The organism is Bosea sp. 685, from assembly GCF_031884435.1.
GTDB lineage: Bacteria > Pseudomonadota > Alphaproteobacteria > Rhizobiales > Beijerinckiaceae > Allobosea.
This window is the reverse complement of sequence record NZ_CP134779.1, coordinates 3,518,901-3,545,738: the sequence shown is the minus strand read 5'-3', so window position 1 is coordinate 3,545,738 and position 26,838 is coordinate 3,518,901. Positions and strand designations below refer to the sequence as shown.

General features: G+C 64.8%; 23 protein-coding genes and 2 pseudogenes. 8 read left to right on the top strand and 17 right to left on the bottom strand.

Features of this window, described 5'->3' with window-relative positions; all coding sequences use genetic code 11:
• Window positions 1–15: 15 nt before the first annotated feature.
• From RMR04_RS17940 to RMR04_RS17930, 3 genes and pseudogenes are all read left to right on the top strand, one after another.
• Window positions 16–1,233, top strand: coding sequence for an efflux RND transporter periplasmic adaptor subunit (locus RMR04_RS17940; RefSeq protein WP_311909691.1), 1,218 nt, complete (start codon window positions 16–18; stop codon window positions 1,231–1,233).
• A 44-nt stretch (window positions 1,234–1,277) separates the two neighbouring features.
• A pseudogene (locus RMR04_RS17935) lies at window positions 1,278–4,368 on the top strand (efflux RND transporter permease subunit).
• Window positions 4,369–4,510: 142 nt separating this feature from the next.
• On the top strand, window positions 4,511–4,981 hold the full coding sequence (locus RMR04_RS17930; protein ID WP_311909690.1) for a tetratricopeptide repeat protein: 471 nt from the start codon (window positions 4,511–4,513) through the stop codon (window positions 4,979–4,981).
• 530 nt (window positions 4,982–5,511) lie between these two features.
• On the opposite strand, the gene RMR04_RS17925 is transcribed toward RMR04_RS17930, so the two are convergent.
• Both RMR04_RS17925 and RMR04_RS17920 read right to left on the bottom strand, forming a co-directional pair.
• On the bottom strand, window positions 5,512–6,138 hold the full coding sequence (locus RMR04_RS17925) for a LysE family translocator (protein WP_311909689.1): 627 nt from the start codon (window positions 6,136–6,138) through the stop codon (window positions 5,512–5,514).
• A gap of 132 nt (window positions 6,139–6,270) precedes the next feature.
• A pseudogene (locus tag RMR04_RS17920) lies at window positions 6,271–6,471 on the bottom strand (transposase domain-containing protein); the annotation flags it as partial.
• A 29-nt stretch (window positions 6,472–6,500) separates the two neighbouring features.
• Here RMR04_RS17920 and RMR04_RS32125 point away from each other — a divergent pair.
• Window positions 6,501–6,599 (top strand): SEL1-like repeat protein, encoded by a 99-nt coding sequence (locus RMR04_RS32125; RefSeq protein WP_410492132.1) that lies wholly within the window; start codon window positions 6,501–6,503, stop codon window positions 6,597–6,599.
• Window positions 6,600–6,930: 331 nt separating this feature from the next.
• Here the strand turns inward: RMR04_RS32125 and RMR04_RS17915 are convergent, their stop codons facing one another.
• The 12 genes from RMR04_RS17915 to RMR04_RS17860 all read right to left on the bottom strand — a co-directional run bounded on the left by RMR04_RS17915 (window position 6,931) and on the right by RMR04_RS17860 (window position 20,633).
• Window positions 6,931–7,836, bottom strand: a complete 906-nt coding sequence (locus RMR04_RS17915; RefSeq protein ID WP_311909688.1) for an amino acid ABC transporter substrate-binding protein — start codon at window positions 7,834–7,836, stop codon at window positions 6,931–6,933.
• 56 nt (window positions 7,837–7,892) lie between these two features.
• Window positions 7,893–9,188, bottom strand: coding sequence for a dicarboxylate/amino acid:cation symporter (locus RMR04_RS17910; RefSeq protein WP_311909687.1), 1,296 nt, complete (start codon window positions 9,186–9,188; stop codon window positions 7,893–7,895).
• Window positions 9,189–9,303: 115 nt separating this feature from the next.
• A complete protein-coding gene (locus RMR04_RS17905; RefSeq protein WP_311909686.1) occupies window positions 9,304–11,022 on the bottom strand; it encodes a saccharopine dehydrogenase family protein in 1,719 nt (572 codons plus the stop codon).
• Window positions 11,019–11,447: a thiol-disulfide oxidoreductase DCC family protein gene (locus RMR04_RS17900; RefSeq protein ID WP_311909685.1), complete on the bottom strand. Its 429-nt coding sequence runs from the start codon at window positions 11,445–11,447 to the stop codon at window positions 11,019–11,021. Before RMR04_RS17900 ends, RMR04_RS17905 begins: the two co-directional genes overlap by 4 nt.
• Entirely contained in the window at window positions 11,447–12,130 is a 684-nt protein-coding gene (locus tag RMR04_RS17895; RefSeq protein WP_311909684.1) for a DUF4166 domain-containing protein, read from the bottom strand. The genes RMR04_RS17900 and RMR04_RS17895 overlap by 1 nt, the downstream gene beginning before the upstream one ends.
• A gap of 88 nt (window positions 12,131–12,218) precedes the next feature.
• Window positions 12,219–12,776 carry a GbsR/MarR family transcriptional regulator gene (locus RMR04_RS17890; RefSeq protein WP_311909683.1) on the bottom strand — a complete coding sequence of 186 codons (558 nt, stop codon included), beginning with the start codon at window positions 12,774–12,776 and terminating at the stop codon, window positions 12,219–12,221.
• 56 nt (window positions 12,777–12,832) lie between these two features.
• The gene (locus RMR04_RS17885; RefSeq protein WP_311909682.1) at window positions 12,833–14,107 is read right to left on the bottom strand and encodes an acyl-CoA dehydrogenase family protein; all 1,275 of its coding nucleotides are present in this window, start codon (window positions 14,105–14,107) and stop codon (window positions 12,833–12,835) included.
• 12 nt (window positions 14,108–14,119) lie between these two features.
• Window positions 14,120–15,163 (bottom strand): phosphotransferase family protein, encoded by a 1,044-nt coding sequence (locus RMR04_RS17880; protein WP_311909681.1) that lies wholly within the window; start codon window positions 15,161–15,163, stop codon window positions 14,120–14,122.
• 62 nt (window positions 15,164–15,225) lie between these two features.
• Window positions 15,226–16,806: a GMC family oxidoreductase gene (locus RMR04_RS17875; protein ID WP_311909680.1), complete on the bottom strand. Its 1,581-nt coding sequence runs from the start codon at window positions 16,804–16,806 to the stop codon at window positions 15,226–15,228.
• A complete protein-coding gene (locus RMR04_RS17870) occupies window positions 16,803–17,690 on the bottom strand; it encodes a winged helix-turn-helix domain-containing protein (protein ID WP_311909679.1) in 888 nt (295 codons plus the stop codon). The genes RMR04_RS17875 and RMR04_RS17870 overlap by 4 nt, the downstream gene beginning before the upstream one ends.
• Window positions 17,691–18,181: 491 nt before the next feature.
• On the bottom strand, window positions 18,182–19,531 hold the full coding sequence (locus RMR04_RS17865; protein ID WP_311909678.1) for a methyl-accepting chemotaxis protein: 1,350 nt from the start codon (window positions 19,529–19,531) through the stop codon (window positions 18,182–18,184).
• Between the two features lie 175 nt (window positions 19,532–19,706).
• On the bottom strand, window positions 19,707–20,633 hold the full coding sequence (locus RMR04_RS17860) for a LysR family transcriptional regulator (RefSeq protein WP_311909677.1): 927 nt from the start codon (window positions 20,631–20,633) through the stop codon (window positions 19,707–19,709).
• 153 nt (window positions 20,634–20,786) lie between these two features.
• Here RMR04_RS17860 and RMR04_RS17855 point away from each other — a divergent pair, with 153 nt between their 5' ends.
• Window positions 20,787–21,584 carry an NAD(P)H-dependent oxidoreductase gene (locus tag RMR04_RS17855; protein ID WP_311909676.1) on the top strand — a complete coding sequence of 266 codons (798 nt, stop codon included), beginning with the start codon at window positions 20,787–20,789 and terminating at the stop codon, window positions 21,582–21,584.
• Between the two features lie 139 nt (window positions 21,585–21,723).
• Here the strand turns inward: RMR04_RS17855 and RMR04_RS17850 are convergent, their stop codons facing one another.
• Window positions 21,724–22,962, bottom strand: a complete 1,239-nt coding sequence (locus tag RMR04_RS17850; protein ID WP_311909675.1) for an aspartate kinase — start codon at window positions 22,960–22,962, stop codon at window positions 21,724–21,726.
• A gap of 149 nt (window positions 22,963–23,111) precedes the next feature.
• Here RMR04_RS17850 and ubiG point away from each other — a divergent pair, with 149 nt between their 5' ends.
• Window positions 23,112–23,867: a bifunctional 2-polyprenyl-6-hydroxyphenol methylase/3-demethylubiquinol 3-O-methyltransferase UbiG gene (gene ubiG / locus RMR04_RS17845; protein ID WP_311909674.1), complete on the top strand. Its 756-nt coding sequence runs from the start codon at window positions 23,112–23,114 to the stop codon at window positions 23,865–23,867.
• Window positions 23,868–24,226: 359 nt separating this feature from the next.
• Window positions 24,227–24,541 carry an EthD family reductase gene (locus tag RMR04_RS17840; protein WP_311915874.1) on the top strand — a complete coding sequence of 105 codons (315 nt, stop codon included), beginning with the start codon at window positions 24,227–24,229 and terminating at the stop codon, window positions 24,539–24,541.
• Window positions 24,542–24,644: 103 nt separating this feature from the next.
• On the opposite strand, the gene RMR04_RS17835 is transcribed toward RMR04_RS17840, so the two are convergent.
• Window positions 24,645–24,953, bottom strand: a complete 309-nt coding sequence (locus RMR04_RS17835) for a hypothetical protein (RefSeq protein ID WP_311909673.1) — start codon at window positions 24,951–24,953, stop codon at window positions 24,645–24,647.
• A gap of 206 nt (window positions 24,954–25,159) precedes the next feature.
• On the opposite strand from RMR04_RS17835, the gene ccrA reads away from it, so the two are divergent.
• A complete protein-coding gene (gene ccrA / locus RMR04_RS17830; protein WP_311909672.1) occupies window positions 25,160–26,422 on the top strand; it encodes a crotonyl-CoA carboxylase/reductase in 1,263 nt (420 codons plus the stop codon).
• 2 nt (window positions 26,423–26,424) lie between these two features.
• Here the strand turns inward: ccrA and RMR04_RS17825 are convergent, their stop codons facing one another.
• Window positions 26,425–26,835: a GtrA family protein gene (locus RMR04_RS17825; protein WP_311909671.1), complete on the bottom strand. Its 411-nt coding sequence runs from the start codon at window positions 26,833–26,835 to the stop codon at window positions 26,425–26,427.
• Window positions 26,836–26,838 lie beyond the last annotated feature (3 nt).

The window sequence follows — 26,838 nt, the reverse complement described above, 5'->3', positions numbered from 1 at the left end:
CGGAGCCACTCACCGATGCAGCGTAAGACCCTTCTCTCGATTGCTTTCCTGGCCGCGGTCGCGGTTTCGACCGGCGCCTGGTTCACGACGTCTCGCGGCGCCGTCGATCCCGGTGATGGCGCGCGTTCGGCCCGTGCCGGGCGCAGCGGCGAGGGCGCTCCGGTCGCCGTGGTGACGGCGCTGGCCGAGCGGGCCAACATGCCCGTGCGCAAGCGCGCCATCGGCTTCGTCGAGACACCGGCCAGCGTCGTGGTGAAGTCGCGGCTCGACAGCCAGCTCATGGAGCAGCACGTCGTCGACGGCCAGTTCGTCAAGGCCGGCGACCTGCTCTTCACCCTCGACGACCGCGACCTCAAGGCGCAGATCGAGAAGGACGAGGCGGCGATTGCCCGCGACCAGGCCGTGCACAAGCGCACCGAGGCCGATCTGACGCGCTATCAGCAATTGTTGCTCAAGAATGCCGGCACGCAGCAATCGGTCGACCAGGCGACGGCCGATGAGCGCTCGGCCGCCGCGACCATCCTCTCCGACAAGGCGACGCTCGACGCCGACAAGCTCAAACTCGGCTACACCCGCATCCTGGCGCCGATCGATGGCCGGGCCGGCGCGGTGCAGGTCACGCCGGGCAATCTCGTTGGCGCCAACAGCACCGGTCTGGGCCTCGTCACCTTGACCCAGATGAAGCCGCTGCGGGTCACCTTCACCTTGCCCGAGCGCGACCTGTCGGTGCTGCAGCGGGCTCTCGGCTCCGGCCGCGCCATTCCCGTGACGGCGAGCGTGCCCGATTCCGGCAAGCCGCCGGCTCAGGGAACCCTGAACTTCGTCGATTCCACTGTCGACATGACCTCGGGCACGATCACGGCCAAGGGCTCCTTCAGCAATGACGATCTCGCGCTTTGGCCCGGCCAGTATGTCGATGTCGAGATCGCCGCCGACACCCTGATGGGCACGACGGTCGTTCCCACCGTCGCCGTCCAGACCGGCCAGAAGGGCGCTTATGTCTATGTCGCCAAGGCCGACCAGACAGCCGAGTTGCGTCAGATCAAGGTCGCGCTGAGCGATGGCGACCGCACGGCGCTGAGCGAGGGCCTCGAGCCCGGCGAGCGCGTCGTCACCGACGGCCAGATGCGGCTCAAGACCGGCGTGCGCATTCGTGAGCGCGCCGCCAAGGACAGCGCGCCGGCCGATCCGGCTTCGCAGGGCACTCCCATCGCGCAGGGAGCCAAGTCGTGAACATCTCCGGCTTCTGCATCCGCCACCCGGTGGCGACGATTCTGATGTCGGCCTCGCTCGTGCTGGCCGGGCTGTTCGCCTATCGCTTCCTGCCGGTGGCGGCCTTGCCGCGGGCGGAATTCCCGGTCGTGAACGTCTCGGCGCAATTGCCCGGCGCCTCGCCCGACACCATGGCGACCTCGGTTGCGACGCCGCTCGTCAAGCAGTTCGCCACCATCGCCGGCATCGATTCGATCGCGACGACGAACGCCCAGGGGTCGACCTCGATCGCGATCCAGTTCGTGCTGAACCGCAATATCGACGCAGCCGCCGCCGACGTGCAGGCCGCGATCACCCGCGCCCAGAAGCAGCTCCCGCTCGAGATGACGACGCCGCCGAGCTATCGCAAGGTGAACCCGGCCGATGCGCCGATCATCCTGATGGCGCTGAAGAGCGATGTCGTGCCGCTCTCCCAGCTCGACGCGTTTGCCCAGCAGGTGATCTCGCCGGCGCTCTCGACGGTCGATGGCGTCGCGCAGGTTCTGATCTTCGGCAGCCAGAAATACGCAGTCCGCATCCAGATCGACCCGATCGCGCTGGCAGCGCGCGGCATCGGCGTCGACGACCTGCAGGCGGCGATCACCGCGACCAACGCCAACACGCCGGTCGGTACGCTGCAGAACACCAGCCAGCAGCTCACCATCCAGGCTCGCACGCAGCTCGCCGACGCCGCGCAGTTCGCCAACGTCATCATCGCGACCCGCAACGGCAAGCCGGTGCGCCTGGGCGATGTCGCCAAGGTCATCGATTCCGTCGAGAATTCGCTGACATCGAGCGCTTATGACGGCACGCCTGCGGTGGTTCTCGCCGTGCAGCGCCAGCCCGACGCCAACACCGTCGAGGTCGTCGACAAGGTCAAGGCGATGCTGCCGGCCTTTTCGGAGCAGTTGCCGGCCGCGGCTTCGCTGTCCCTGCTGAACGACCGCTCGGTCTCGATCCGCATGGCCGTGGACGATGTCCAGTTCACCTTGCTGCTGACCATCGGCCTCGTGGTGATGGTGATCTTCGCCTTCCTGCGCCGTGTCGCCGCGACCTTCATCCCTGCCGTGGCGGTGCCGATCTCGATCATCGCGACGCTCGCGGCGATGTATGGCTTCGGCTTCTCGATCGACAACATCTCGCTGCTCGGTCTGACGCTCTCCGTCGGCCTCGTCGTCGACGACGCCATCGTCATGCTCGAGAACATCGTCCGGCATATGGAGGAGGACGGGATCCCGGCCTATGAGGCGGCGCTCAAGGGCGCGGGCGAGATCGGCTTCACCATCATCTCGATCTCGCTCTCGCTGGTCGCGGTCTTCATCCCCGTTCTGCTGATGGGCGGCGTCATCGGCCGCATCTTCAACGAATTCGCCGTGGTCGTGACGGTCTCGATCCTGGCCTCGGCCTTCGTTTCGCTGACGCTGACGCCGATGCTGTGCTCGCGGCTGCTGAGCGGCTATTCGGAGCACCACAAGGAGAACGCCTTCGGACGCGTGCTCGAGGCCGGCTTCGACGGCATCCTGCGCGGCTATGACCGAGCGCTGACGGTGTGCCTGCGCTTCCAGCCGGTGATGCTGCTGGCCTTCTTCGGCACGCTTGCTCTCAGTGTCTGGCTGCTCCAGACCGCGCCCAAGGGCTTCTTTCCCCAGGAGGATATCGGCCAGCTCCAGGTCGCGACCGAGGCGCGCCAGGACGTCTCCTTCCCGGCCATGCAGGCGCTCCAGGCACAGGTGGCGGAGGTGTTCAGCCGCTCGCCTTTCGTCGCCCATGTCGCCTCGACGGTCGGCGGCAGCAGCGGCAATGGCGGGGCTCTCAATGCCGGCCGCCTCTTCGTCGAGCTTAAGCCGCAGAATGAGCGGCCGCCGCTGCAGGCGGTGCTTGCCGGCCTGCGCCGCGATCTCGCGCCGATCGCCGGCATCACCGCCTATATGACGCCGGTGCAGAACCTCAACATCGGCGCGCGCGCCTCCAAGAGCCAGTACCAGCTCGTCGTACAGGGGCTCGACCAGGGCCTGATGAACGAATGGTCGCTCAAGCTCGCCGACGCGATGGGGCGTGATCCCAGTACCTTCATCGACGTCACCACCGACCTGCAGAACAGCGCGGCGGAAGCGACGCTGGTGATCGACCGCGACAAGGCCAACCAGCTCAAGATCGGCTCCGATATCCTGCGCTCGACGCTCTATTCCGGCTTCGGCGTGCGCCAGGTCTCGACCATCTACACCACCGGCGACAGCTATCAGGTCATCGTCGAGTTCGATCCCAAGGGCGGCTGGTCGGCCGACAAGCTCGACCAGATCCGCATCCGCGCCAGCAATGGCAATCTGGTGCCGCTCAGCGCCTTTGCGCGTGTCGAGCGCACGACAGGCCTGCTCACCGTTAACCAGCTCGGCCAGCTTCCGGCCGTGACGATTTCCTACAACCTGCCGGCGGGCGTCGCGCTCGGCGACAGCGTCACCAAGATCGAGGCGCTGAAAGCCGAGATCAACCTGCCGAAATCGCTCTCGACGACATTGGCCGGCACGGCCAAGACCTTCCAGGATCTCGCTCGCCAACCAAGGCCTGCTGATCGCGGGCGCGATCCTGACGATCTATATCGTGCTCGGCATCCTCTATGAGAGCTTCATCCACCCGCTGACGATCCTGACCGGGCTACCTTCGGCCGCGATCGGCGCGTTGGGCGCGCTCAGGCTCTTTGGGCTCGATCTCTCGGTCATCGCCATCATCGGGCTTCTGATGCTGATCGGCATCGTCAAGAAGAACGCGATCATGATGATCGACGTCGCGCTCGTGCTGAAACGCGAGGGCAAGACGCCGAAGGAAGCGATCCACCAGGCCTGCGTGATGCGGTTCCGGCCGATCCTGATGACGACGCTCGCGGCATTGATGGGCACGCTGCCGATTGCGCTCGGCGCCGGCGCCAGCGCCGAGCTGCGCCAGCCGCTCGGCATCGCCGTGGTCGGCGGATTGATGATCTCGCAGGTGCTGACGCTGTTCATCACACCCGTGCTGTTCCTCTACATGGAGCGGCTCTCGAACGGGCTCGACTGGCTGTTCACGCGGAAGAAGAAGCTGGGCGAGGCCACTGCGCACGCCCATCCGGCTCCGGCGGAGTGAGATCCTATCGGGGACGGGAAATTGTGGCCCGGTCTCCGGTAGATCACTCAATGGAACCGGATGTTGGGTGATGGAATAGGGCTGTTTCGATGCTACCCTAAGGGCCTGCATCGAGATTGCTTCGAATAGCGCGGGAACAGAGATGCGGTTGTCTATTGTTGTTTTGACAATCGGACTGTTCTTGTGCACGGCGGCAAGCTCCCATGCTGATGAAGCATGGGATGCTTATCAGCGCGACGACTATGTTACCGCGCTGAGATTATGGCGCGCCCAGTCCGACAAGGGTGACAATGCCGCCCCGGCCCATATCGGCGATCTCTATCTGCAAGGATCTGGGGTTACGCCAGATCGGGCCGAGGCGTTCAGATGGTATCGCCTATCAGCGCAGCGCGGATATGCCCGGGCCCAATCCTATATCGGCGATATGTACCGAAGCGGAAACGGCACCCGCCAGGACAAGGCCCAGGCGCTTCTTTGGTACCGCAAGGCGGCGGAGCAGGGCTTTCCGACCGCAATGAATGCGCTCGGCGACATGTACAATGTCGGAGAAGGCGTCGCCAAGGACGAGGCCGAGGCGCAGCGCTGGTACCAAAAGTTCAACGACGCGAATTGACGATGAGGTCGGGGCCTTACAGCCCGTCTGGAAACACCAGCCCCATCCTAAACTCCGACCCTCCTTCGAGACGCCGCTTTCCGGCTCCTCGGAGCCTGATCTGAAATGAACCGAGCGACATCAAGGGTTTCCGATCGTTTGACATCCCGTAAGCGTCCGGCGTAGGCCGCCTTGCCGAAGGGCATTCTGACGTTTGGCACGATCAAGCAGTGGATGTATCAGAGCGCCTTCCCGATGCGGCGGTTGGAAAGCGTCCGCGGCGAATTCAGTCTTGACGGCGCTCGCCTATAACATTCGCAGAGCCATCACCCTCGTTGGCGTCCCCGGCCTGATCGCAGCTGTCAGGGCGTGAGAGATGCCACTGTCCTACAATATGTATATTCCCGCCAAAAGGCTTGCAGAACGACCAAAGCAAGCTCGTAGCGCCGATCAGAACCGGCACTGTCGAAAATCCGCGAGATGATCTCAGGCCAATTGCTATTTAGCTATCGGCAGACTTTTGACACGGTCTGCAGGGTTTTTGCGACAGATCAGGTCCGGCTTGTAAGCAACTTGATCCCGGCAAAGGTAAAGAACACCCCTAACCCCGCGTCGATCCATCTGCGAGCGCGGTCATATGCGGCCACAACGCTCTTGGTGGAAAAGGCGACGGCGTAGGCGATGTGCCCGACAACCGAGAGGATCGTGGTTCCGGCTACGATCGCGAGCGCGGTTGATGCTGGCGCAGAGTGCGCGAGGCCGAGCGACATTATTGCGATCCACGTCAATGCCGCCTTGGGATTGGTCATCTGGACTGTCAGGCCGCGCAGGAAATATGTGCGAAGGCTCCTAGCCGCCAACCCGGCCGGTTCCATCATCGGTTTTGTCGAAGCGGCTGAGCGGAAGGCTTTGAACGCTAACCAGAGAAGATAAAGACCGCCGACGATCTTGATGACCGTCAGCACTGAAGCGTAGGCAGCGACCAATGCCGTCAGCCCGATCGCGGTCATGGAAGCCCAGAGAAACGATCCCGCAGAGATACCGAGCGCCAGTGCGATGCCCGCTTTGCGGCTAACGGCCATCGACGTGCCAACAACAGAAAGTATATTCGGACCAGGGCTAAACATTCCAAGCGCAAACGCAACGAACGCCAACCCTATTTCTGGCAATTGCTCCATGTGGATTACCTTCAGTTTTCGCGAAATCCCGAAACCCGCGACACAGCTTTTACGCTATTTGCATCCGGAACGTAAGCATACGGCGAGGACCACATGCTGACGGCGCCGAGGTGCGGCTGGCGACCTGTTTGATCAGGCGGCTTCGCGATGCTCGGCACGACCCATTTGCCAGTTCCGCGGTAGCAGTTCCGCGAGCCGACCCTGAGGTGACCCCGCGATGCGGGCGAGCACGTCGGCAAGCCAGGCCTGCGGGTCGACGTCGTTGAGTTTCGCCGTGGTGATCAGCGTCGCCATGGCGGCGGCGCGCTCGGCGCCGCGGTCGGAGCCGGCGAAAGGCGGCGGAGCAGGGCTTTCCGACCGCAATGAATGCGCTCGGCGACATGTACAATGTCGGAGAGGGCGTCGCCAAGGATAAGGCCCAGGCGCAGCGCTGGTACCAAAAGTTCAACGACGCGAATTGACGATGAGGTCGGGGCCTTGGGAAGCCCGTTCGGAAACACCAGCCCCATCCTAAACTCCAGCCCTCAGGATGAGGGCTGTGGTTCGTGCGGCTGTGGCATGGGCCGCCCACCTCGTCATTGCGAGGAGCGTGAGCGACGAAGCAATCCAGGAGTGCTCGCTCTACGCCCCCTGGATTGCTTCGCTGCGCTCGCAATGACGCCTCGAGCTGTGTGGACAGGGCTCCAGCGCCCTTCCGAACCATCCTTCGCGGCTCCTTAGGGTGAGGGCAGGAATGTCCAAGACTCCAAGCTCGGCAATGAACTGTCCCGCACGCGTCAGCGACGTGATTGATCACTCCGGCTTGAGTGCGAGCGACCGAAAAATTGTGTTCAACTGCGGGCTCATCGGTAGATCGATGCTGTCACCGCCTGGAAGCCGTTGCAGGAACCAACGCTTGTAAAGGCGGTCGAGATCGCCATCCTCCGCCAACTGGTGAAAGGCTTCGGCAACGACTTTGGCCAGCGGCGCATCGCCCTTGCGGAACATGATGCCGTAAGGGTCGTAAGACAGGAAGTCGCCCAGCACAGTAAAAGCGTTCTTCGCCTTGTTCTGGGCAATCAGGCCATAAAGCAGCACATCATCGAGCGCGAACGCCTCCGCCTTGCCGCTGACGATCTCGGCGAATGATTGGCCGTGTTCCGGCGCGACGAGCAGTTTTATGTCCAGTTTGAACTTTTCGGACAGATCGCGCATCGCTTTTTCGTTGGTGGTTCCAGCCGTCACCACCACGGTCTTGTCCTTCAGATCGCGGTACGAGCGCACCGGCGAATTGACCTTCACCATCAGCTTGGTGCCGGAGACGAACATGGTGGGCGAGAAGCTCACCACCTTTTGCCGCTCGATATTGCTTGTCGTCGATCCGCATTCGAGGTCGATTTTGCCGGCGACGACAGCCTCGATCCGGGTCTCGGACGTCACCGGCACAAATTTCAGGCCGAGATCGCGATCAACCTCGCGACCGATCGCTTCCACCAGCGCCCGGCATATCTCGATGGAGTAGCCGACCGGCTCCTTGCCAGCCGACAGATAGGAAAACGGAATCGAGCTCTCGCGGTAGCCGATCGTCACAAAACCTGAATCACGCGCCGATTTGAGAACGCCCGTCAGGGCCGTCGCCGGCTCACTCTGCGCCAGGGCTTGGCCCGGTGCGAGCGCAAGCCAAACCAATGCGAGAGCCGCGAGAGATCTCGTGATCATGGCAATCGCAGCTGCCCAAATCTCGGCAGCGCATGCGGAAACGTGATCACGGTGTCTCACGCGGGCACCGCAGCGGGTAGCGCCGCGTCGAGCGAGTGAGCAAATGCGTCGGCCTCGTCCTCCGGCAGCAGCTCTCCTTCCCACTTGGCGACGACCGCGGTCGCGATCGAATTTCCGACCGCGTTGGTCGCTGAACGACCCATGTCGAGGAAGGTATCGACGCCAAGGATCAGCAGCAATCCGGCTTCGGGGATGTTGAACTGATTGAGCGTCGCTGCGATCACCACGAGTGATGCACGGGGCACCCCGGCCATACCCTTCGAGGTCAACATCAAGATCAACAACATCGTGATCTGTGTGCCCAATGTCAGCGGGATATTGTAGGCTTGCGCGATGAACAGAGTGGCAAAGGTGCAGTACATCATCGAGCCGTCGAGATTGAACGAGTATCCCATCGGCATGACAAAGCTCGAGATCTTCCGTTTCACGCCAAAACGGTCGAGAGCGTCGAGGATTTTGGGATAGGCAGCCTCGGAGCTGGCTGTCGCAAAGGACAGCATGAAGGCTTCCTTGATCAACACCAGTAGCTTGAGCACTCTCGGGCCAAGGAACACATAACCAGCTAGAATCAGTGCGCCCCACAGGACAAACAGTCCCAGATAGAAATCACCCATGAACACCGCAAATTTCAGAAGGATCTCGAGGCCGTTGACGGCGACCGTTGCGGCCATTGCAGCGAATACAGCGAGTGGTGCCAGCTTCATCACGTAGCCCGTGATCTTGAGCATGACATGCGCAAGCTGGTCGATGCCTTCGACGATCAGCTTGCCCTTCTCACCCAGAGCGGCAAGCGCGACGCCAAAGAACATCGAAAACACAACGATTTGGAGGATCTCGTTGTTCGCCATCGCCTCCGCGAACGACTTCGGCACGAGATGTGCCACGAAATCTTTCAGGGTAAACTTCGAGGTCGCAAGATTGGCCGATGCGCCAATGTCAGGCAGCGGCAGACCCAAATTATGTCCGGGCTGCAGCAGATTGGCCAGAATAAGGCCCAGCACCAAGGAAACCAGCGATGCCGTGACGAACCACCCGAGCGCCTTGCCGAACACCCGTCCGACAGATGCTGCATCGCCCATATGCGCGATGCCGACGACCAGGGTCGAAAACACCAGCGGTGCGATCAGCATCTTGATCAGCCGCAGGAATACATCCGACATGATCGAGATATAGCCAGCAATCTCCGATGCACTCTTCCTGTCGGGAAAATTGGAGAAGATCATGTAGCCAACAATAATACCCAGCGCCATCGCGATAAGTATATAAGCCGCAGCGGGTAATTTCTTTGGCATGTCGCGGCTCCTGAGCGAGAAACTGAAGCTTTTGGCAATTGGCGCGGGCGATTACTCTAAGAGGCGAGTCTTGATTTCTGGCGCTGGCTAAGCATGCGGGCTGTGTCCAGCTTCGTCAAGCGCCCTCAAGACGCTCAATCCGTCCGTCGTCAGAGTCTAAATCGCCTCTAGCGGGCCGCAGCCAGCCCTTGTAGTGCGTCAGCAGCCCGATGAAGGGCAGCGTCAGCTTCACGTCGAAGTGGAAGCGCCCCTCAGTGTCGGCATATTCCCGCGCTTCCGACTTCGGCTGCAGGAATGAGGGCAGGGGCAGGCCCAGGCAACGCATCGTCGTGACCGGAAGTTCTAGACCACCATCGCGAACGGCAGGGCCGAGCCTGAAGGAGAGCGGCCCGAACGCCTCCCAGAGTTCGCCCCCGGCATGCGTCGAGAGCCGCGATGAGAACCGCGCCCCGCCGAAATTCCGCGTCCAGATCTCGGCAGGGCCGGAGGGGGAGGCGATGCGCTCGATGGAGAAGGTGAGCGGGATGTCATGGCCGGCCGGCGGCAGGCCGATGATCTTGCGTAGCAACCGGGCGATGAAGCCGGTGCCGGTCTCGATCTCGGAACGGCCATGCCAGACCGGCGGGCCGTTCTTGCCATGCAAGGCCTGGAGGGGCGCGGCCAGCGCCGCGAAGGCTGTCTCGCCGAGGGCGGCCTCGAAAACCGCCGCGCGATGGGGTGTCGTCTCGCCATGCGTGCTGATCGCATAAGGCGTCATTTCGGCCTCGATGGCGGCGAGCGTCAGCGCGCCTGCCGCCGGCCGCGCTCCGGGCGCGATCTGCCCTGCGAGCAAGGCGCGCAATGCGGCGGCAGCGGGCAGCGTCGGGACATGCGGCCCGTCGCCTCGCTCGGCCAATAGCGACCAGCGCGCCGTCCGCAATTCGCCGTTCGCATCGAGCCCCGTCGCCTCGGCCAGCATGCCGCCACGATCGGAGGTCGGCAGCCGCGTCAGCTTGCGCCCCACCAGCAAGGCGGGGATCAATGGCTTCAGTTCTCCAAGCCAGCCGGCTCTGCGCAAGCGTGCAAGCATGCCGATGCCGAACTGCTCGATCGGCGATTCGAGGCCGGCCTGGAAGGCGACGCGCGAGCGCACAGCCAGCCTCAGGCCCAGCCATTGCGCATCGACGGTCTCGACAGCCGCCACCCGCCGCGAACCGAGACCCGGCATCACGACGCGCCGCCCGTCGATCCAGCCATGCGCCTCCTGGAGCTCGCCTTCGCGCCAGATCGGGATCGGCCTGCCGGCATAGCTCAGGATCGCGGCGATGACCGCCTCGCCGACCTCGCTGCGCCCGCCGGGCGTGATTGTAATGTCGAGCGTGTCGATGCGCCGCCAGCCTTCGGTCAGCGCTGCCACGGCAGCGCAGGACAAGGCCGGCGTCGAGCTCGCGCCCGCCAATGCGACGAGCCCGCGCTCGCAGGCGAGGCCGTCCAGCGCCGGGCCGTAACCGAGGATGTAGTCGCGTGCATCGGCGAGATCGACGACATGGGCGCCGGCCGTCAGTGCGGCGCGCGGAACGTCATAACTCGCTCCCTGGAACTGCCCGGAGGCGTCGATGACCAGCCAGGGCGAGAGTGTCGCCAAAGCCGCGTCGAGATCGCGCCGGTGGTCGAGGCCGATGCCCCGGATCGTCGTCGTAGCATTGGTCGCGATGCTGTCGGCGAGCGCGCGCGCCTTGGCTTGGCTGCGCGAGGTCAGGGTGAGGTCGAGCCCGTCCAGGCCGGCGATATGCTGGGCCAGCCGCCGCCCGAAGACGCCGGTTCCGCCGATCAGGAGCACGCATTTGGTCGTCATGGTACCTCGGGCAGGCTGAAGCGATGGCGCTGGGCCGGGTCGGGCATCTCGCAGGATGTCTTCCGGCCGAACAGGCGATAGCGGTTGCGCGCGACGCGGTCATAGAGCCCGTCGCGCAGGGCGCGCGGCAGGTATTGCCCCGCCAGCAGCAGGCGCGCCGGCCCGCCGAGATGCCTGATCAAAGCGAGCACACCGTCGGATTTCGGCAAGGCGGCGCCGTTCTCGATGAACAGGAAGCTTTCCGGATCGTCCGGGTCGATGCCGTGGGCCAGCGCCAATTCACGCCCTTCGCGCGACTGGATCGCGACGAAGCGCATCGCCTGGTCGCGCTCATGCTGCAAAGCGTAGCGCACGCCGCCCGAGCAGAGCACGCAGACGCCGTCATAGAGCCAGATCGGCGGGGTGTTCCCGGAAGGCCGGCTCATCAATGCTGGTCCCGGTAATGCCCGGTCTGATCAAGCAATTCGCCGAAGAGCGGGTGAGCGAGATGCAGCGTGAAGGCGAAGGCGCCGGGGCCGGTCTCGGCATGGCTGACCGTCAGCGCGCCGGGCGAGAGCCAGGCGGGCAAGGGCAGTCGGAAGCGGCCGAGCTGGAGGTTGTAGCCGGCGCTGCGGAACAGCAGCGTCCCGCCCTCGACATGGAGCGTCAGCGCCATCGCGATGCCGAAGCCGATATACTCCTCCAGCCCGGTCGGACCCGAGAAGCGCTTGGCGGAATGGATGACCTGCGGAAAGCCGGCCTGCTTGGCGTAGAGCCGCGTCCAGATCTGCCCGCCGGTCGTGGCATCCTCGGTCACGGTGACGACACTGGCGACGTCCGTATCCAAGCAGATCGGCAAGGGCGCGCCGATCAGGCGCAGCACTTGGGACAGGATGCGGCCGGCCCGGTTCATGCGCAGCTCGGTGATCCGCCCGACATAGGTTGCAGCAGCGTTGCCGCTCAGGCGCTTGCAGAAGCGACGCTGGACGTCGGCGGGAAGGTCGTTCCATGACCGGGTGCCCAGCAGGGCGCGGAAGCGCAGATCGGCGAGGGCGGGCGTCGTGGCATGCCCGGCGGGCTCTTGTGTCTGCCCAGGCTCTTCCAACTGCCTATGTGCATGAGCCGACATCGTGGCTTGCTCCAGCTCTTCGTTTCAACGCGTTGTCTTCAGCGAACCGGTGACCGCTTCGCTCGAAAACGCTCCAAACCCGCCGGTTTCAGCCTTTTCCTCCGGGGAGGAAGGAGGCGATCTTCGATCCCAGCCGGATCAGCATGTCGCGCTTGCCCTGCGGGATCGACAGCATCTGGCCGTACCAGCGGTCGAGCGCGGCGGTGAACTCCAGCATGTCGTGCAGGCGTTGCCGCGCGACAGGGGTGACCTTGGGGTCATGGTCCGCCTTCTCGACGCAGCTGCGCAGCGCCGTCAGTGCCGGGTCGATCTCGCGCTGCTTGCGGCCAGCCGCGATGCGCGCCGCGATCTCCCAGACATTGGTCTCGGCTTCGAAATGGTCGCGCCTGTCCTGCCGCATCGGCACGCGCCGGATCAGGTTCCAGCCCAGCAATTCCTTGATCGAGTTGGAGACGTTGGAACGGGCCATGTCGAGGCTCTCGGCGATGTCCTCGGCAGTCAGCGGCCGCTCAGCCAGATAGAGGAAGGCATGGATCTGGCTGATCGAGCGGTTGACGCCCCACTGTCCACCGAGATCGCCCCATTGCAGGATGAAGGCCTCGAGCGGTTCGGGGAGTTCTTCTCTCGCGTCTGTGATTTCTGTCATGACAGAAATATAAGACAAAGCGCCGAGCGGCGCAAGCCTCGCCCTGCTCTACGGGGCTATTCGGCGGCCGGCTTCTGATAGGGCGCCTTGACCCCTTGCTCGGCGAAGGTCGAGCGGTTGGCGCCCTGGCGCTTCTTAATCTCGGCGCGGGCGATGGTGCGCAGATGCACCTCGTCGGGGCCGTCGATGAAGCGCAGCGCCCGGCCCCAGGAGTAGATGAAGGCGAGCGGCGTGTCGTTGGAGAGCCCGCCCGCGCCAAAGACCTGCATGGCGCGGTCGGCGATCTTGGTCTGGAGCCGGGTCGCGGCGACCTTGATGGCGGAGACCTCGACGCGCGCGGCCTTGTTGCCGTGAGTGTCCATCATCCAGGCGGCGCGCAGGCAGAGCAGCCGGGCCTGGTCGATCTCCATGCGCCCTTCCGCGATCCAGTCCTGGACATTGGCGTAGTCGGCGAGCTGGCGGCTGAAGGCCTTCCGCTGCAGCGCGCGCTCGATCATCAGTTCGAGCGCGACCTCGCATTGGCCGATCGAGCGCATGCAATGGTGGATGCGGCCGGGTCCGAGCCGCGCCTGCGCCAGCGCGAAGCCCGCGCCTTCCTCGCCCAGGATATTGGCGGCAGGCACGCGGACTTGGGTAAAATCGGTCTCGGTATGCCCTTCCGGCGAAAAATGGTTCAGCAGCGGCAGGTTGCGCATCACGGTGAGGCCGGGCGCATCCATCGGCACGATCACCATCGAATGGCGCTTATGCGGATCGGCCTCGGGGCGCGTATCCGAGAGCCCCATCACGATGCAGAATTTGACGTTGGGATGCAGCGCCCCGGTCGTCCACCATTTCCGGCCGGTGATGACGTAGTCGTCGCCATCGCGGATGATCGTGGTCTGCAGATTGGTCGGGTCCGACGAGGCGACGCCGGGTTCGGTGATGCCGACGCAGGAGCGGATCTCGCCATTCATCAGTGGCACGAGCCAGCGCTGTCGCTGCTCGGCCGTTGCGAACATGTGCAGGATTTCCATGTTCCCGGTGTCGGGGGCGTTGCAGTTGAACACCTCCGAAGACCAGTAGATCCGCCCCATGATCTCGGCGAGCGGCGCATATTCGAGATTGCTCAGCCTTGTGCCGGGCTCGTCCGCCTTTAAGGCGGGCAGGAACAGGTTCCACAGGCCGGCCGCTTTGGCCTTGGCCTTCAAGCCGTCGATCAGCGCGATCGGATAGCGCCCGGCCTCGACCTCATGCTTCCAGGCGGCATCGGCCGGCTGGACATGGGCGTCCATGAAATCCTGAAGCTTTGCCCGCAGGGCCTCGACCTTGTCGGAATAGGCGAAATCCATGGCGGTCCTCTTTCAGCTTTTGTCGTCGATCACGGCTTCAGCCCGCAGCGCGAAGCTCTCCGCCATCGCGCCGACCGCGACCGCATTCTCCGCCGCCGCATTGCCCGATTTCGCACGCGCCGCGATACCGTCGAGAATGACGGCGAAGCGAAACAGCGAGAAGGCGAGGTGGAAGCGCCCGGGCCCGCTGGTGCGCCGGGCGGCGGCGCAATAACGCTCAAGATATTCGGCCTGCGTCGGGATGCCGAGCGCCGCGCGGTCGAGCCCGACAATGCCGGCATACATCGCCGGCGTCGAATGCCAGGGCAGGCAGGAGAAGGCGACGTCCGAGAGCGGGTGCCCAAGCGTCGCGAGCTCCCAGTCCAGCACGGCGACGATGCGCGGCTCGTCGGGCGCGAACATCAGATTGCCGAGCCGGAAATCGCCATGGACGATCGTCGTCTCCGCGCTCTCGTCGAGATGCTCGCTCAGCCAGTCTATGGCGCGGTCGATGGCCGGAATGGGCTGTGTCTTGGTCTCGCGCCATTGCCCGCCCCAGCGCCTGAGCTGGCGGGCATAGTAATTCCCAGGCTTGCCGAAATCGGCGAGGCCGGCCGCCTGCCAGTCGAAGCGATGCAGGGCGGCCAGCGTCTCGGCCATGGCGAAATATAGGGCGCGGCGATCATCGGTGGAAACGCCGGGCAAGGCGGTGTCGTGGAAGACGCGCCCCTCCAGTCGCTCCATCAGATAGAAGGGCGTGCCGACGACATCATCCTGCTCATGCAGCAACAGCACCGGCGGCACCGGCACGGCCGAGCCCGCCAGCGCCTTGAGGATGCGGTATTCACGCTCGACCGCATGGGCCGAGGGCAGCAGCGGGCCAGGCGGCTTCTTGCGCAGCACCAGCCGCGTGCCGGCATCCGGATAGGACAGGAAGAAGGTCGGGTTCGACTGGCCGCCGCTGATCCGCTCCAGCGCCATCGCACCCCCGACACGGTCGGGCAGGGCGGAGCGCAGGAAGGCGTCGAGCCGGGCGGGGTCGAATTCCAGGGTGGTGGAGGCTGGGCCGGTCGTCATGGCCGGCATCATCGTGAGGCCGGAGGGGGAGGTCAACGCGACGATCGGCGCAAGGCCGGATTTCAGATTCCAGCGCCGCCGATCTCGGCTGCCATCTTCTCGGCGATCATCACCGTGCTCAGATGCGTGTTGGCGCGCACCACCTCCGGCATGATCGATGCGTCGATCACCCGCAGGCCCGTGCAGCCGATCACGCGGCAATGCGGATCGACGACGCTGCGGGAATCGCTCGCCGCGCCCATCCGGCAGGTGCCGCTGGCGTGCTGCGCGTCGCCGCATTCCTCGAACAGCCAGGCGTCGAGCTCGGCCGCATCGAAGGGCTCATCGATCGAGCGTCCCGACAGCCCGTATTCGACGCGCGAGGCGATCGTCCTCACCGCCTCCGTCGCGGCCAGCGCCTCGGCCCGGCGCACGCCGTCGCGCATGCGGATCAGGTCGCGCTCGTCGGACAGCATGCGCTCATCCACTTGCGGGTCGATGCCCGGATCCGTCGTGGTGATGCGGACGCGGCCCTGGCTGAAGGCCTGGTAGACGGAGACGGCGAGCCGGCCGAGCGTGAGGTCGCCGCCGCCGAAGGAGGCGAGGTTGCCGGCGATCACGATCATGTCGTTCTCGCCCGCGCCGCCGAGGCCCGAGCCGTAGCGCAGGCAGCAATTGGTGTGGCGGTGCATCGGCGTGTCGACCATCGCCGTCTCCCTGAGGCGCAGGAACAGCGGCATGATCGGATGGTCGAGCAGGTTCTCGCCGACCGGCAAATCGGCGATGACGGGGATGCCGAGCGAAGCCGAGAGCGCGGCCGGGCCGATGCCGGAGCGCTGCAGGATGGCGGGCGAATGGATCGCCCCCGCACAAAGGATGACCTCGCGGGTGGCGCGCGGCGAAAAGCTCTGGCCGTTGACGCGGACCTCGACGCCGCCGACATGCGGCCGGTTGCCCTCGACCTTGAGCTTGGAGACCAGGGCGTTGCCGATGATGGTCAGATTGGCGCGCCCGCGCGCCGGCTCCAGATAGCCGTCATTGGTCGAGACGCGGATGCCGTTGCTGCTGTTGATCGCGTAGGGCGAGGCGCCCGTGCCTTCTGGCGCGTTGTGGTCCTCGCACCAGCCATAGCCGCAGGCGAGCGCCGCTTCCTTCAGAGCCCGGTCGACCCGGCCCCATTGCGCCTCGGGCGCGCGATAGACCGGGATCGGCCCGCTATCGCCATGCCAGGGCGCGTCGCCGAAATTCACATCGGTTTCGAGCCGGTTGAAATAGGGCAGGACATCGGCCCAACCCCAACTGGCGCAGCCTTGCGCCGCCCAGCGCTCGAAATCATCCGGCACGCCGCGAATGGCGATCTGCCCGTTGATGGTCGATGAGCCGCCGACAGCCCGCCCGCGCCAGAGCAGCTTGGGCTCCTGCCGCTGCGTCCGGCGCGCCATCAGTTGCGGCCAGCGATAGTCGTCGTCGGCGATCGCCCGCATCGGATTGGGGATGCGGATATGCTCCGGCGTCTCCGCCGTGCGGAAATCGCGCCCCGCCTCGAGCAGCAGCACGCGGACCGCCGGATTCTCGCTCAGCCGCGCGGCCAATACCGCGCCGGCCGAACCTGCGCCGACGATGATGTAGTCGTAGTCGGGGGCGATTGATCCGGCAGCGCTCATGCCGGCATCCGCGCGAGCAGCGGCGTCATCACGACCGCATTCTCCTCGGCCTGCCTGATGTCGCGGTCGAGGCGGGCGAAATCAGGATCGCTCGGCTCGATCGTTCCGGTGCGCTGTTCGGCTCCCTCCTCGCCTTCGGCCGGCACCAGCTCGATCGTCACCGCACTCACCACCGGCTGGTAGAAGGATTTTGGATAGCCATGCGTCAGCAGCACGCCGCGCAGGCGCCGCGAGCCGGGAGTGGAACGCCGCTCCGGCACGTTCAGCATGGTGACGCGGACTTCGCCCTCGTCGATCGCGAGCAGCGTCATCAGCGCCCGGTCGAGATGCATGTAGATCTCGCCCTCGGCCCGGACGACCTGCTCGACGCCGGCATCGGAGACATAGCGCACCTGCTCGACGAAGGAGAGCGCCTGGACGGCGTCGTTCCAGCGGATGTCGAGCAGCGAGCGCGTGATGTTCCGGCCCGTCAGGAACGAGCGGCGATGGCAGAAATAACGGCCGACGATATAGGCATAGTCGCTTCGGCTGTAGCCGCCATAGCGCAGCGGCACATCCGAGACGATCGCCGTGCCGTCCTCGGAGACTTCGGCAACGAAGCGAAAACCCTTGCGTGGCACGGTGCGGATAACGCGCTGCTCCTCGCCGCTGTCGCCGACTGCCTTGCGCGCCGCATTGACCCGCGTCGTCAGCGAGGATTCCGAGACGATCCGGCCTTGCCAGATATTATCGATCAGGTCGTCCTTGCTGACGAGCCGCGCGCGGTTGCGCAGGAGATAGAGCAGGAGATCGAAAACCTGCGGTTCGATCCGGATCGCCACCCCGTCGCGGCTGAGCTCACGTATATTGGCGTCGAGCACGCAGCCGTCGAATGAAAACCACATGCGCGCTCCCTAAAGGACAGGCGGCTTAACGTGAGAGGCGTTTCTTAAGCGAAAGCCAAGAATTTCTTAAGCAAAAGCCAAGCGTTTCTCAAGCCTTTCGCCGCGCTTTCATGGGCCGCCCTGGGGAACGGAACTGACGCCGGTCGAAGCAACCGAGAGAGACCCATGTTCCGCAAGACTCTCGCCATCGTTGCGCTGACCGCCGCCGTCGCGGCCGCCAGCGCCGGCCGCGTCCTCACGATCAATCTGCCGGCGCGGCGCTGAGCCGCCGCCCTGCCAACAGGAAAGCCGCACTCGGCCAGCACCGCGCCGGCCGAACCTGCGCCGACGACGATGTCGTCGGCGCTCTTGATCATGGGAATTCCGCGAAGGGCGCGTCGTGGAGGGTAGAGCATTTTCGAGCGAAGTGGATACCGGTTCGCGTGAAGAAAATGCGATAAAACAAGGAAGTAGAGCATTTCCGCCAGGAGAAACGCGGGAATATTCTAGCCTCAGGCCGCGCGCAGGTTCGAGAGGAAATGCGTGACGAGGTCGCTGATCATCCCGGCCGAGGCCTCGACCTGGACGGCGGCGCTGTCGAGCTCGATCGACATCTTGGTGACGTCGCCGATCGACATCCGCGCGGCCTGGGCCGAGAGCAGGCCTTCCTGCGTCCTTGTGGCGGCTTCCTGCGTATTGAAGGCCATTTCGTTGGTGGCGGCCGATTGCTGCTGGACCGTCTGGGCGATCGAGGCAGACGATTCCTCCAGCCGGGCGATGGTCAGGCTGATCGAGTTCACATGGCTGACGCAGGATTCGGTCGCCGACTGCACTTGCGCGATCTGCGTCGAAATCTCGGCGGTGGCGCTGGCGGTCTGGTGCGCCAGCGATTTGACCTCGCCCGCCACGACCGCGAAGCCCTTGCCGGCCTCGCCTGCGCGCGCTGCCTCGATGGTGGCGTTCAAGGCGAGCAGGTTGGTCTTGGTCGCGATCTGCTGGATCAGGGTCACGATCGAGCCGATGCGGCCGGCGGCCTCCGCCAGCACGGTGATCGACGAGGTGACCTCGCGCGTATCGGCGACGGCCTGGCCGGTGATCGAGAAGCTCTGCTGCGCCTCGCTGCTGACATGGTCGAGCGCGCGCACCAGATCATTCGTCGCCGTCACGGTGCTGGTGATGCGCTGGGTGCAGTCGCGCGCGGCATCTTCCGCAAGCGTGGCTTCCCGATCCGCCTGGCCGCTGCGGTAATGGCTGGTCGCGGCGTAGTTTCTCAAGGTGGTCGCCGCGGTCTTCAGGCTCTCCGACAGCTGGACGATGTTGTTCTGGAAGGACGAGGCGGCCAGATGAAGCTGGTTCTCGCGCTGCGTCAGGTTGATGCGGCTTGCCCGTTGATGACAGGAGGTCGCAGCGATGGCGTCGCAGAGGATCAGCCGGGTCAGGGCGGCGCATTCCTCGATCGCCTTGCGGCTGCTGAAGCGCCGGCGGCGACCGATTTCCTTGAAGAGCGGATCGATCAGGCGCAGCGTCGTACCCAGCCGCGTGCGGATGCCCAGGGCGTCGCCGAACTCGGTCAGGGCCGCCTTGTTCAGGGACGCGACGTAATCTTCGCCGAATGCGCCGCCGAACAAGGTCTGGAGATGCTGTTCCTCGGCCTGGACGACCGCCTGCCGGTGCTGGGCGACATGGGGCTTCATGTCGGCGACCGAGCGCTCGAGATGGTCGCAATAGGCGTGGCAGGCAGCGCCGGCCTTGGCCGACAGGACCGGCAGCAGGGAGCGGGCGACCGCGCGTGCCTGGTCGTCGACGCCGGATGCAAGCAGGAGACGCTCGACAGCGGTGCCGCTGATGGCGACAGGCTTCACTCCCGATGAATCGATCTTCGGATTACGGTCCAAGGAATGCTGCAGCCTGAACGTTTGCCCCGCTAAGACAATCCCATCAAAGTCTTAATGAATCTCGGGGCTTGCCTGCACGTATTTTAAGCTGCGGTGCGCCAATAAATGGACATGGGGCTCCGGGAGGAGGTTCCGTCTAACGTTACGGCGGTGCCCGTTCGATCCCCGGAATGCCGCCGATCTGCTCGGCGAGGAAATCGACCAGCAGCCGGACCCGGGCGATGCCCGCGCGCTCGGGGACGATCAGCAGGCTCAGCGGCACGAAAGGCAGCGTGTAGTCGGGCAGGATCACCTCGAGCCGGCCGGCCGCCAGAAGATCACCGACCAGCCATTGATGGGTCGGGCCGATGCCGCGCCCGGCGGCAAGAGCCTCGCGCGCGGCCAGCCCGTGGTCGATCCGGAAACGCCCAATGAGGGGCACGACATGGCGCGCGCCGTCCAGCCCTTGCAGGGTCAGCGTGTCGCTGCCCGCCACATTCGACATCCTGATGCCTTCATGGCCGGAGAGATCCTGCGGGACGGTCGGCCGCCCGCGCGCCGCCAGATAATCCGGCGCCGCCACCAGCAGGCGCCGACACTGGCCGAGAACCCTGAGCTTCATCGAGCTGTCGCTGAGCGGACCCAGGCGCAGCGCGATATCGACGCCTTCCCGGACCAGGTCGACGCGTTCGTCGGTGAGGCTGAGATCGACCCCGATCTCGGGATAACGATCCTGGAACGCGAAGATCAACCGGCTGGCGTGCAAGACTCCGAACGCTGCGGTGCAAGAGATCCGGATCGTGCCGACTGGTGCGCCGCGCGTGCCCCGCGCTTCGTCGCCGGCCTGCTCGACCAGGCGCAGGATCTGGACGCAATCGGCATAATAGCGGCCGCCTTCGTCGGTCATCGTGACGCGCCGGGTGGTCCGGCTCAGAAGCGGCACGCCGACGGCGTCCTCGAGCTCGCGCAGATGCCTCGTGATCGTCGACTGCCCGACCCCGAGCTCGCGCGCGACCGCCGACAGGCTGCCGCGCTCGGCGACGCGGACGAAGCTGCGCATGCGTTCGAGTGTGACGTCGGATTTATCCATTATATGGCATAATCTTATGCATTATCGCGATCTAACGGATCGCATGGGCTCTGGCTAGTTGGAGTGCCAATCAACCCACGGGATCGCTGACCCATGAAAACCCCGCCCATGAAAACCCCGCCCATTAAAAAACCGCCCATTAAAAAACCGCCCATGAAAATCCTGCTTGTCTTCGCTCATCCGGAGCCGCGTTCGCTCAACGGTGCGCTGCGCGACGTCGCCATCAAGGAGCTCGAGGCCCAGGGCCACGAGGTGCGGGTGTCGGATCTCTATGCCGATGGCTGGAAATCCGAGATCGACCGAGCCGATTTCCCCGCGCTGGCGCCCGACGCGCGGCTCAAGCCGGCGGCCGCCTCGGGCGAGGCCTTTACCGGCGATGCGCTGACCGCTGACGTCAAAGCCGAGCAGGAGAAGCTGCTCTGGGCCGACGCCCTGATCCTGCAGTTCCCGCTCTGGTGGTTCACCATGCCGGCGATCATGAAAGGCTGGGTCGACCGGGTCTATGCCTATGGCTTTGCCTATGGCGTCGGCGAACACAGCGACACACGCTGGGGCGACCGCTATGGCGAGGGCACCCTCGCGGGAAAGCGCGCCATGCTGTTGGTGACCGCCGGCGGTTGGGAGGAGCATTATTCGGATCGCGGCATCAACGGCCCGATCGACGACCTGCTGTTTCCGATCAATCACGGCATTCTGTACTATCCGGGCTACGACGTGCTGCCGCCCTTCGTGGTCTACAGGGTCGATCGTCTCGACGAGGCCGGGTTCGCTGCGACGGCTGAACGCCTGCGCGAGCGGATGCGCATGCTCGGCTCCACCCCGCCGATCCCCTATCGGCGGCAGAATGGCGGCGACTATCTGGTCCCGAGCATGCGGCTGCGGCCGGAGCTGGGCGAGTCGGATGCAGCGGGCTTCGCGCTGCATCTGAATGGCGCGGGCGCGGTGGGCTAGAGCGTTTTCGAGCGAAGTGGACGCCGGTTCGCGTGAAGAAAACGCGTCAAAACAAAGAGCTAGAGCTGTTGAACGATCCAATCGGATCGGAAACCGCTCTAGAACCTGCTCGCGCGAGTACCGCGAAGGCCTGCAAGCCTTACGCGGCGTCGAGCCCGTAGAGCGAGTGCAGCGTGCGCACCGCAAGCTCGGTATAGGCGGCGTCGATCAGCACCGAGAATTTGATCTCGGACGTCGTGATCGCGCGGATGTTGATGCCCTTCTCGGCCAGCGCCTGGAAGGCGCGCGCGGCGACGCCGGCATGGCTGCGCATGCCGACGCCGATCGCCGAGATTTTGACCACGTCGGTCGCGCCCTGCAGCGATTGATAGGCGATGTCGGCGTGGCGGCTTTCCAGCAGCGTCTTCGCCCGCTCGTAATCGGCGGTCGGCACGGTGAAGGTGATGTCGGTCGTCGCCTGGTCGTCGGAGACGACCTGGATGATCATGTCGACATTGATGTTGGCATCGGCGAGCGGGCCGAAGATCGCCGCCGCCACGCCGGGCTTGTCGGCGACGCGCCGGAGCGTGATCTGGGCTTCGTCGCGCGAAAACGCGATGCCGGTGACGATCTGCTGTTCCACGATGTCGTCCTCGTCGCAGATAAGAGTACCAGATTTCGGATTGTCGGGGTCGTCGAAGGAGGAACGCACATAGGTCGGCACGCGCTGGACCATGGCGATCTCGACCGAGCGCACCTGCAGCACCTTGGAGCCGAGCGAGGCCATCTCCAGCATCTCCTCGAAGGAGACCTTGTCCATGCGCCGGGCCTTGGGCACGACGCGCGGGTCGGTGGTGTAGACGCCGTCGACATCGGTATAGATGTCGCAGCGATCGGCCTTGAGCCCGGCGGCAAGCGCGACCGCGCTGGTGTCCGAGCCGCCGCGCCCGAGCGTGACGATGCGGTTGCTCTGGGCGTGCACGCCCTGGAAGCCGGAGCAGACCGCGATCTCGCGATTGCGGTCGAAGCCCGCGACGATGCCGGCGGGCTCGACCGCCTCGATCCGCGAGGAGCCATGTGCGTCCGAGCCGTAGATCGGGATCTGCCAGCCCTGCCAGGAGCGCGCGGGCAGGCCGAGTTCCTGCAGCACGATCGCCATCAGGCCCGAGGTCACCTGCTCGCCCGAGGCGACGACGACATCGTATTCGGCTTGGTCATAGAGCGCCGAGGCTTCCTTGCACCAGCCGACCAATTCATTGGTCTTGCCGGACATCGCCGAGACCACGACCGCGACCTCATGGCCAGCGTCGAACTCGCGTTTCACATGGCGGGCGGCGTTCTTGATGCGCTCGACAGTGGCGACGGAGGTCCCGCCGAATTTCATCACCAGACGGGCCATGGCGGTCCAGAGGCTCTCAAATCAACAGTCCCGGACGAACCGGGACGAAAGGTCACCCTCGCGCCTTACGCGAGGCCGGTGTAGATGACGGGCGGCGGCCGGACTGTCAATGCGAAGCAACCGGCTTCTGATCAAGAAGGAATAAAGCCATGGCGGCGACGGCTCAGCGCGACGGCTCGACGATCGATCCTGCCGAGGTCGCGCGTTTCGAGGCCATCGCCAAGACCTGGTGGGACCCGAAGGGGCCCATGGCGGTGCTGCACAAGTTCAATCCGGTGCGATTGGGCTTCGTTCGCGACCTGGCCTGCGCGCGCTTTTCGCGCGATCTCAAGACGCTGACGGCGCTGGACGGGTTGACCCTGGTCGATATCGGCTGTGGCGGTGGCGTGCTCTCCGAGCCCCTGGCGCGGCTGGGCGCGCAGGTGACCGGGCTCGATCCGGCGCCGACCAATGTCACCGTGGCCCGTGCCCATGCTGGGAAGAGCGGGCTTGCGATCGATTATCGCCAGGAGACGATCGAGGCGCTGGTTGCGGAGGGCCGGACCTTCGACATCGTGCTGGCGATGGAGGTCGTCGAGCATGTCTCCGATGTCGAGGCTTTCGTGGCGGCCTGCTGCCAGGCGGTGAAGCCCGGCGGCCTCCTGGTGATGGCGACGTTGAACCGCACGCTGAAATCCTATGCGCTTGCCATCGTCGGCGCGGAATATGTGCTGCGCTGGCTGCCGCGCGGCACGCATGACTGGAACAAATTCGTGACGCCAGACGAGCTCGGCGCGGCGATCGAGGCCGGCGGGCTCGATCTCGGCGAGAGCACTGGCGTGGTCTACAACCCGCTCGCCGACCGCTGGTCGGCCGCGCGCGACACAGACGTCAACTACATGCTGGCGGCTTACAGGCCGGCCTGAGCATTCAGTTCACTCGGAACCGCATGCTCGACGCTCGGCGGCCGCGACGTGCTGCTCGCCGATGGCGCCTACGACGGTGATACCTTGCGCCTCGAGATGGCCGCGCGCGGCGCATGGGCCAACATCAAGCCGATGCCCAGCCGCAACGCCGCCCGTCGTTCAGCGCCTTCCTCTATCGCTACCGCAACCTCGTCGAACGCTTCTTCAGCAAACTCAAGCACTTCCGTGGCGTCACCTCCTGCTTCGAAAAGCACAGCGAAAACCACCTTGCTCTCGTCAAACTCGCTTCAGCCAAAATCTGGATGCGCTTATACAGGCCCCTCGGACGCTCGGAGAGGCGTTCAGGCAGGAGCCCGACCATGATCAAGATGAGCGTCTACTATCCTGCCGATGGCGGCTCGAAGTTCGATCACGACTACTACCGCACTCGCCACATGCCACTGATCCAGGAACGGCTCGGCAATGCCTGCCAGCGCTACGAGATCGATAAGGGCCTTGCGGGTCGCGAACCTGGAAGCGCGCCGGCGTTCGTCGCGGCGTGCCACATCTACTCGCCGACCCTGGAGACATTCCAGGAGGCGTTCGGTCCCCACCGCGCGGAGATCGTCGCGGACGTCGCCAACTATACGGACATCGCGCCCATCGTGCAGATCAGCGAAATCGTTGGAGGGTAGGGGGCGTCTGCGCGTCAGGCGTAGCCGTTGAACTTTCCGGGATCGGCGCGGCTTTCGCGCTTGTCCGGGATGACGCGGCGGTTCCGAGGCGCGCTGGAAAACGCTACACCCAGCGGCGCAGCGTGCTGCCTATCAGCAGCAGCACCATGCCCGCGCCGGTGGAGACGATGGCGGCAGTGGTTTGCGGGTTGGTGCCGATCGCATAGCCCAGGCGCTTCCAGATCAGCGCGCCGATGATCGCGCCGATGAGCAGGATCACGGCGTTGAAGAAAACGCCGAAGCAGCCATCGCCGAGTATGGCGTCGGCAATCCAGGCCAGCGCGAAGGCCGCGGTGACGATGATGGCGATCAGGACGAGCATTTGCGGCATCGCCATATCGGGCAGGCCGAGCATCAGAAAATAGGCGCGCATCGCGACGAATCCTGTTGGCGATCGGCAGATGTTAGCATGCGGCAGGCGGTGCGCTCCGGTGATATTGTCGTCTGTTTTTGCGCTGCAGTATAATTCCTTAGGGGGATGGCGCAGCGCAGCATGACGCGGCATCATCTCCCGCCTAGCCAAGGGAGCAGTCGAGCGCGCGCGATAAGCCGCCGGCGAACAAGAACAGGGAGACGACGATGTCCAAGCCGCAGGCCGCGCTCAAGGATCTCTACGAACTGAACGAACTGCCGCCGCTCGGCCATGTGCCGGCCAACATGTATGCCTGGACGATCCGGCGCGAGCGCCACGGCCCGCCGCTCGAGAGCTTCCAGATCGAGGTGATCCCGACCTGGGCGATCGGCGAGGAGGAGGTGCTGCTGCTCGTGATGGCCGGCGGCGTCAACTATAACGGCATCTGGGCGGGGCTGGGCCAGCCGATCTCCCCTTTCGACGTCCATAAGGGCTCGCTGCATGTCGCGGGTTCGGACTGCTCCGGCATCGTCTGGGCTGTCGGCACCAAGGTGAAGCGCTGGAAGGTCGGCGACGAGGTCATTGTCCATTGCAATCAGGATGATGGCGACGACGAGGAGTGCAATGGTGGCGACCCGATGTTCTCCTCGTCCCAGCGCATCTGGGGTTATGAGACGCCGGATGGCTCCTTCGCTCAGTTCTGCCGGGTGCAGTCGCGCCAGCTGATGCAGAAGCCGAAGCATTTGGCCTGGGAGGAGGCCGCCTGCTACACGCTGACGCTGGCCACCGCCTATCGCATGCTCTTTGGCCACGCTCCCCACACCATCAAGCCCGGCGACAATGTGCTGATCTGGGGTGCGTCGGGCGGCCTCGGCGTCTTCGGCGTTCAGCTTTGTGCGGCGTCCGGCGCCAACGCCATCGGCGTGATCTCCGACGAGAGCAAGCGCGACTATGTGCTCGGCCTCGGCGCCAAGGGCGTGATCAACCGCAAGGATTTCAACTGCTGGGGCCAGATGCCCAAGGTCAACAGCCCCGAATACAACGACTGGACCAAGGAGGCCCGCAAGTTCGGCAAGGCGATCTGGGACATCACGGGCAAGAAGGATGTCGACATCGTCTTCGAGCATCCCGGCGAAGCGACCTTTCCGGTCTCGTGCCTCGTCGCCAAGCGCGGCGGCATGATCGTGTTCTGCGCCGGCACCTCGGGCTTCAACATCACCTTCGACGCCCGCTATGTCTGGATGCGGCAGAAGCGCGTGCAGGGCTCGCATTTCGCCCATCTCAAACAGGCGAGTGCGGCAAACCAGTTTGTGCTCGACCGCCGCGTCGACCCCTGTATGTCCGAGGTCTTCCCCTGGGACAAGATCCCGCTCGCCCATCAGAAGATGTGGAAGAACGAGCATGCGCCGGGCAATATGGCGGTGCTGGTGACCTCGCCGCGCACGGGCCTGCGGACTTATGAGGATGTGGCGGAGGCGCTGGCGCGGTGAGGCTATTTCTCCGCGTTCTTGCGAAAGACGACGCGGTCGTAGAGCACGAAATTGATCATCAGGCCGGCGCCGACGCCGGCCGCGAGCGCGAGATAGGGAATTGGCTTGGCTGAGCCGAGAATAAGGACGATGGCCGTATAGACCCCCAGATTGACGGCGCCGGCCGCGAGGCTCGAGAGCGTGTAGCGTCCAAGTTCGGCAACAGGCCGATTGGAGGCGCGGTCGGCGAAGGTGAACCGGCGGTTCAGCACCCAGGTGAACGATGCGGCGGCCAGGAACGACAGGACCCGCGCCGTGATCGGGCCGAGCAACAGCCCCTCGATGGCGGCGGCAAAGACGCTGCCATCGACGAGGAAGCCGAGGGCACCGACACCGAGGAAGCGCGGGAAGCGTCCGAGCAGCTTGGGGGCCATCGT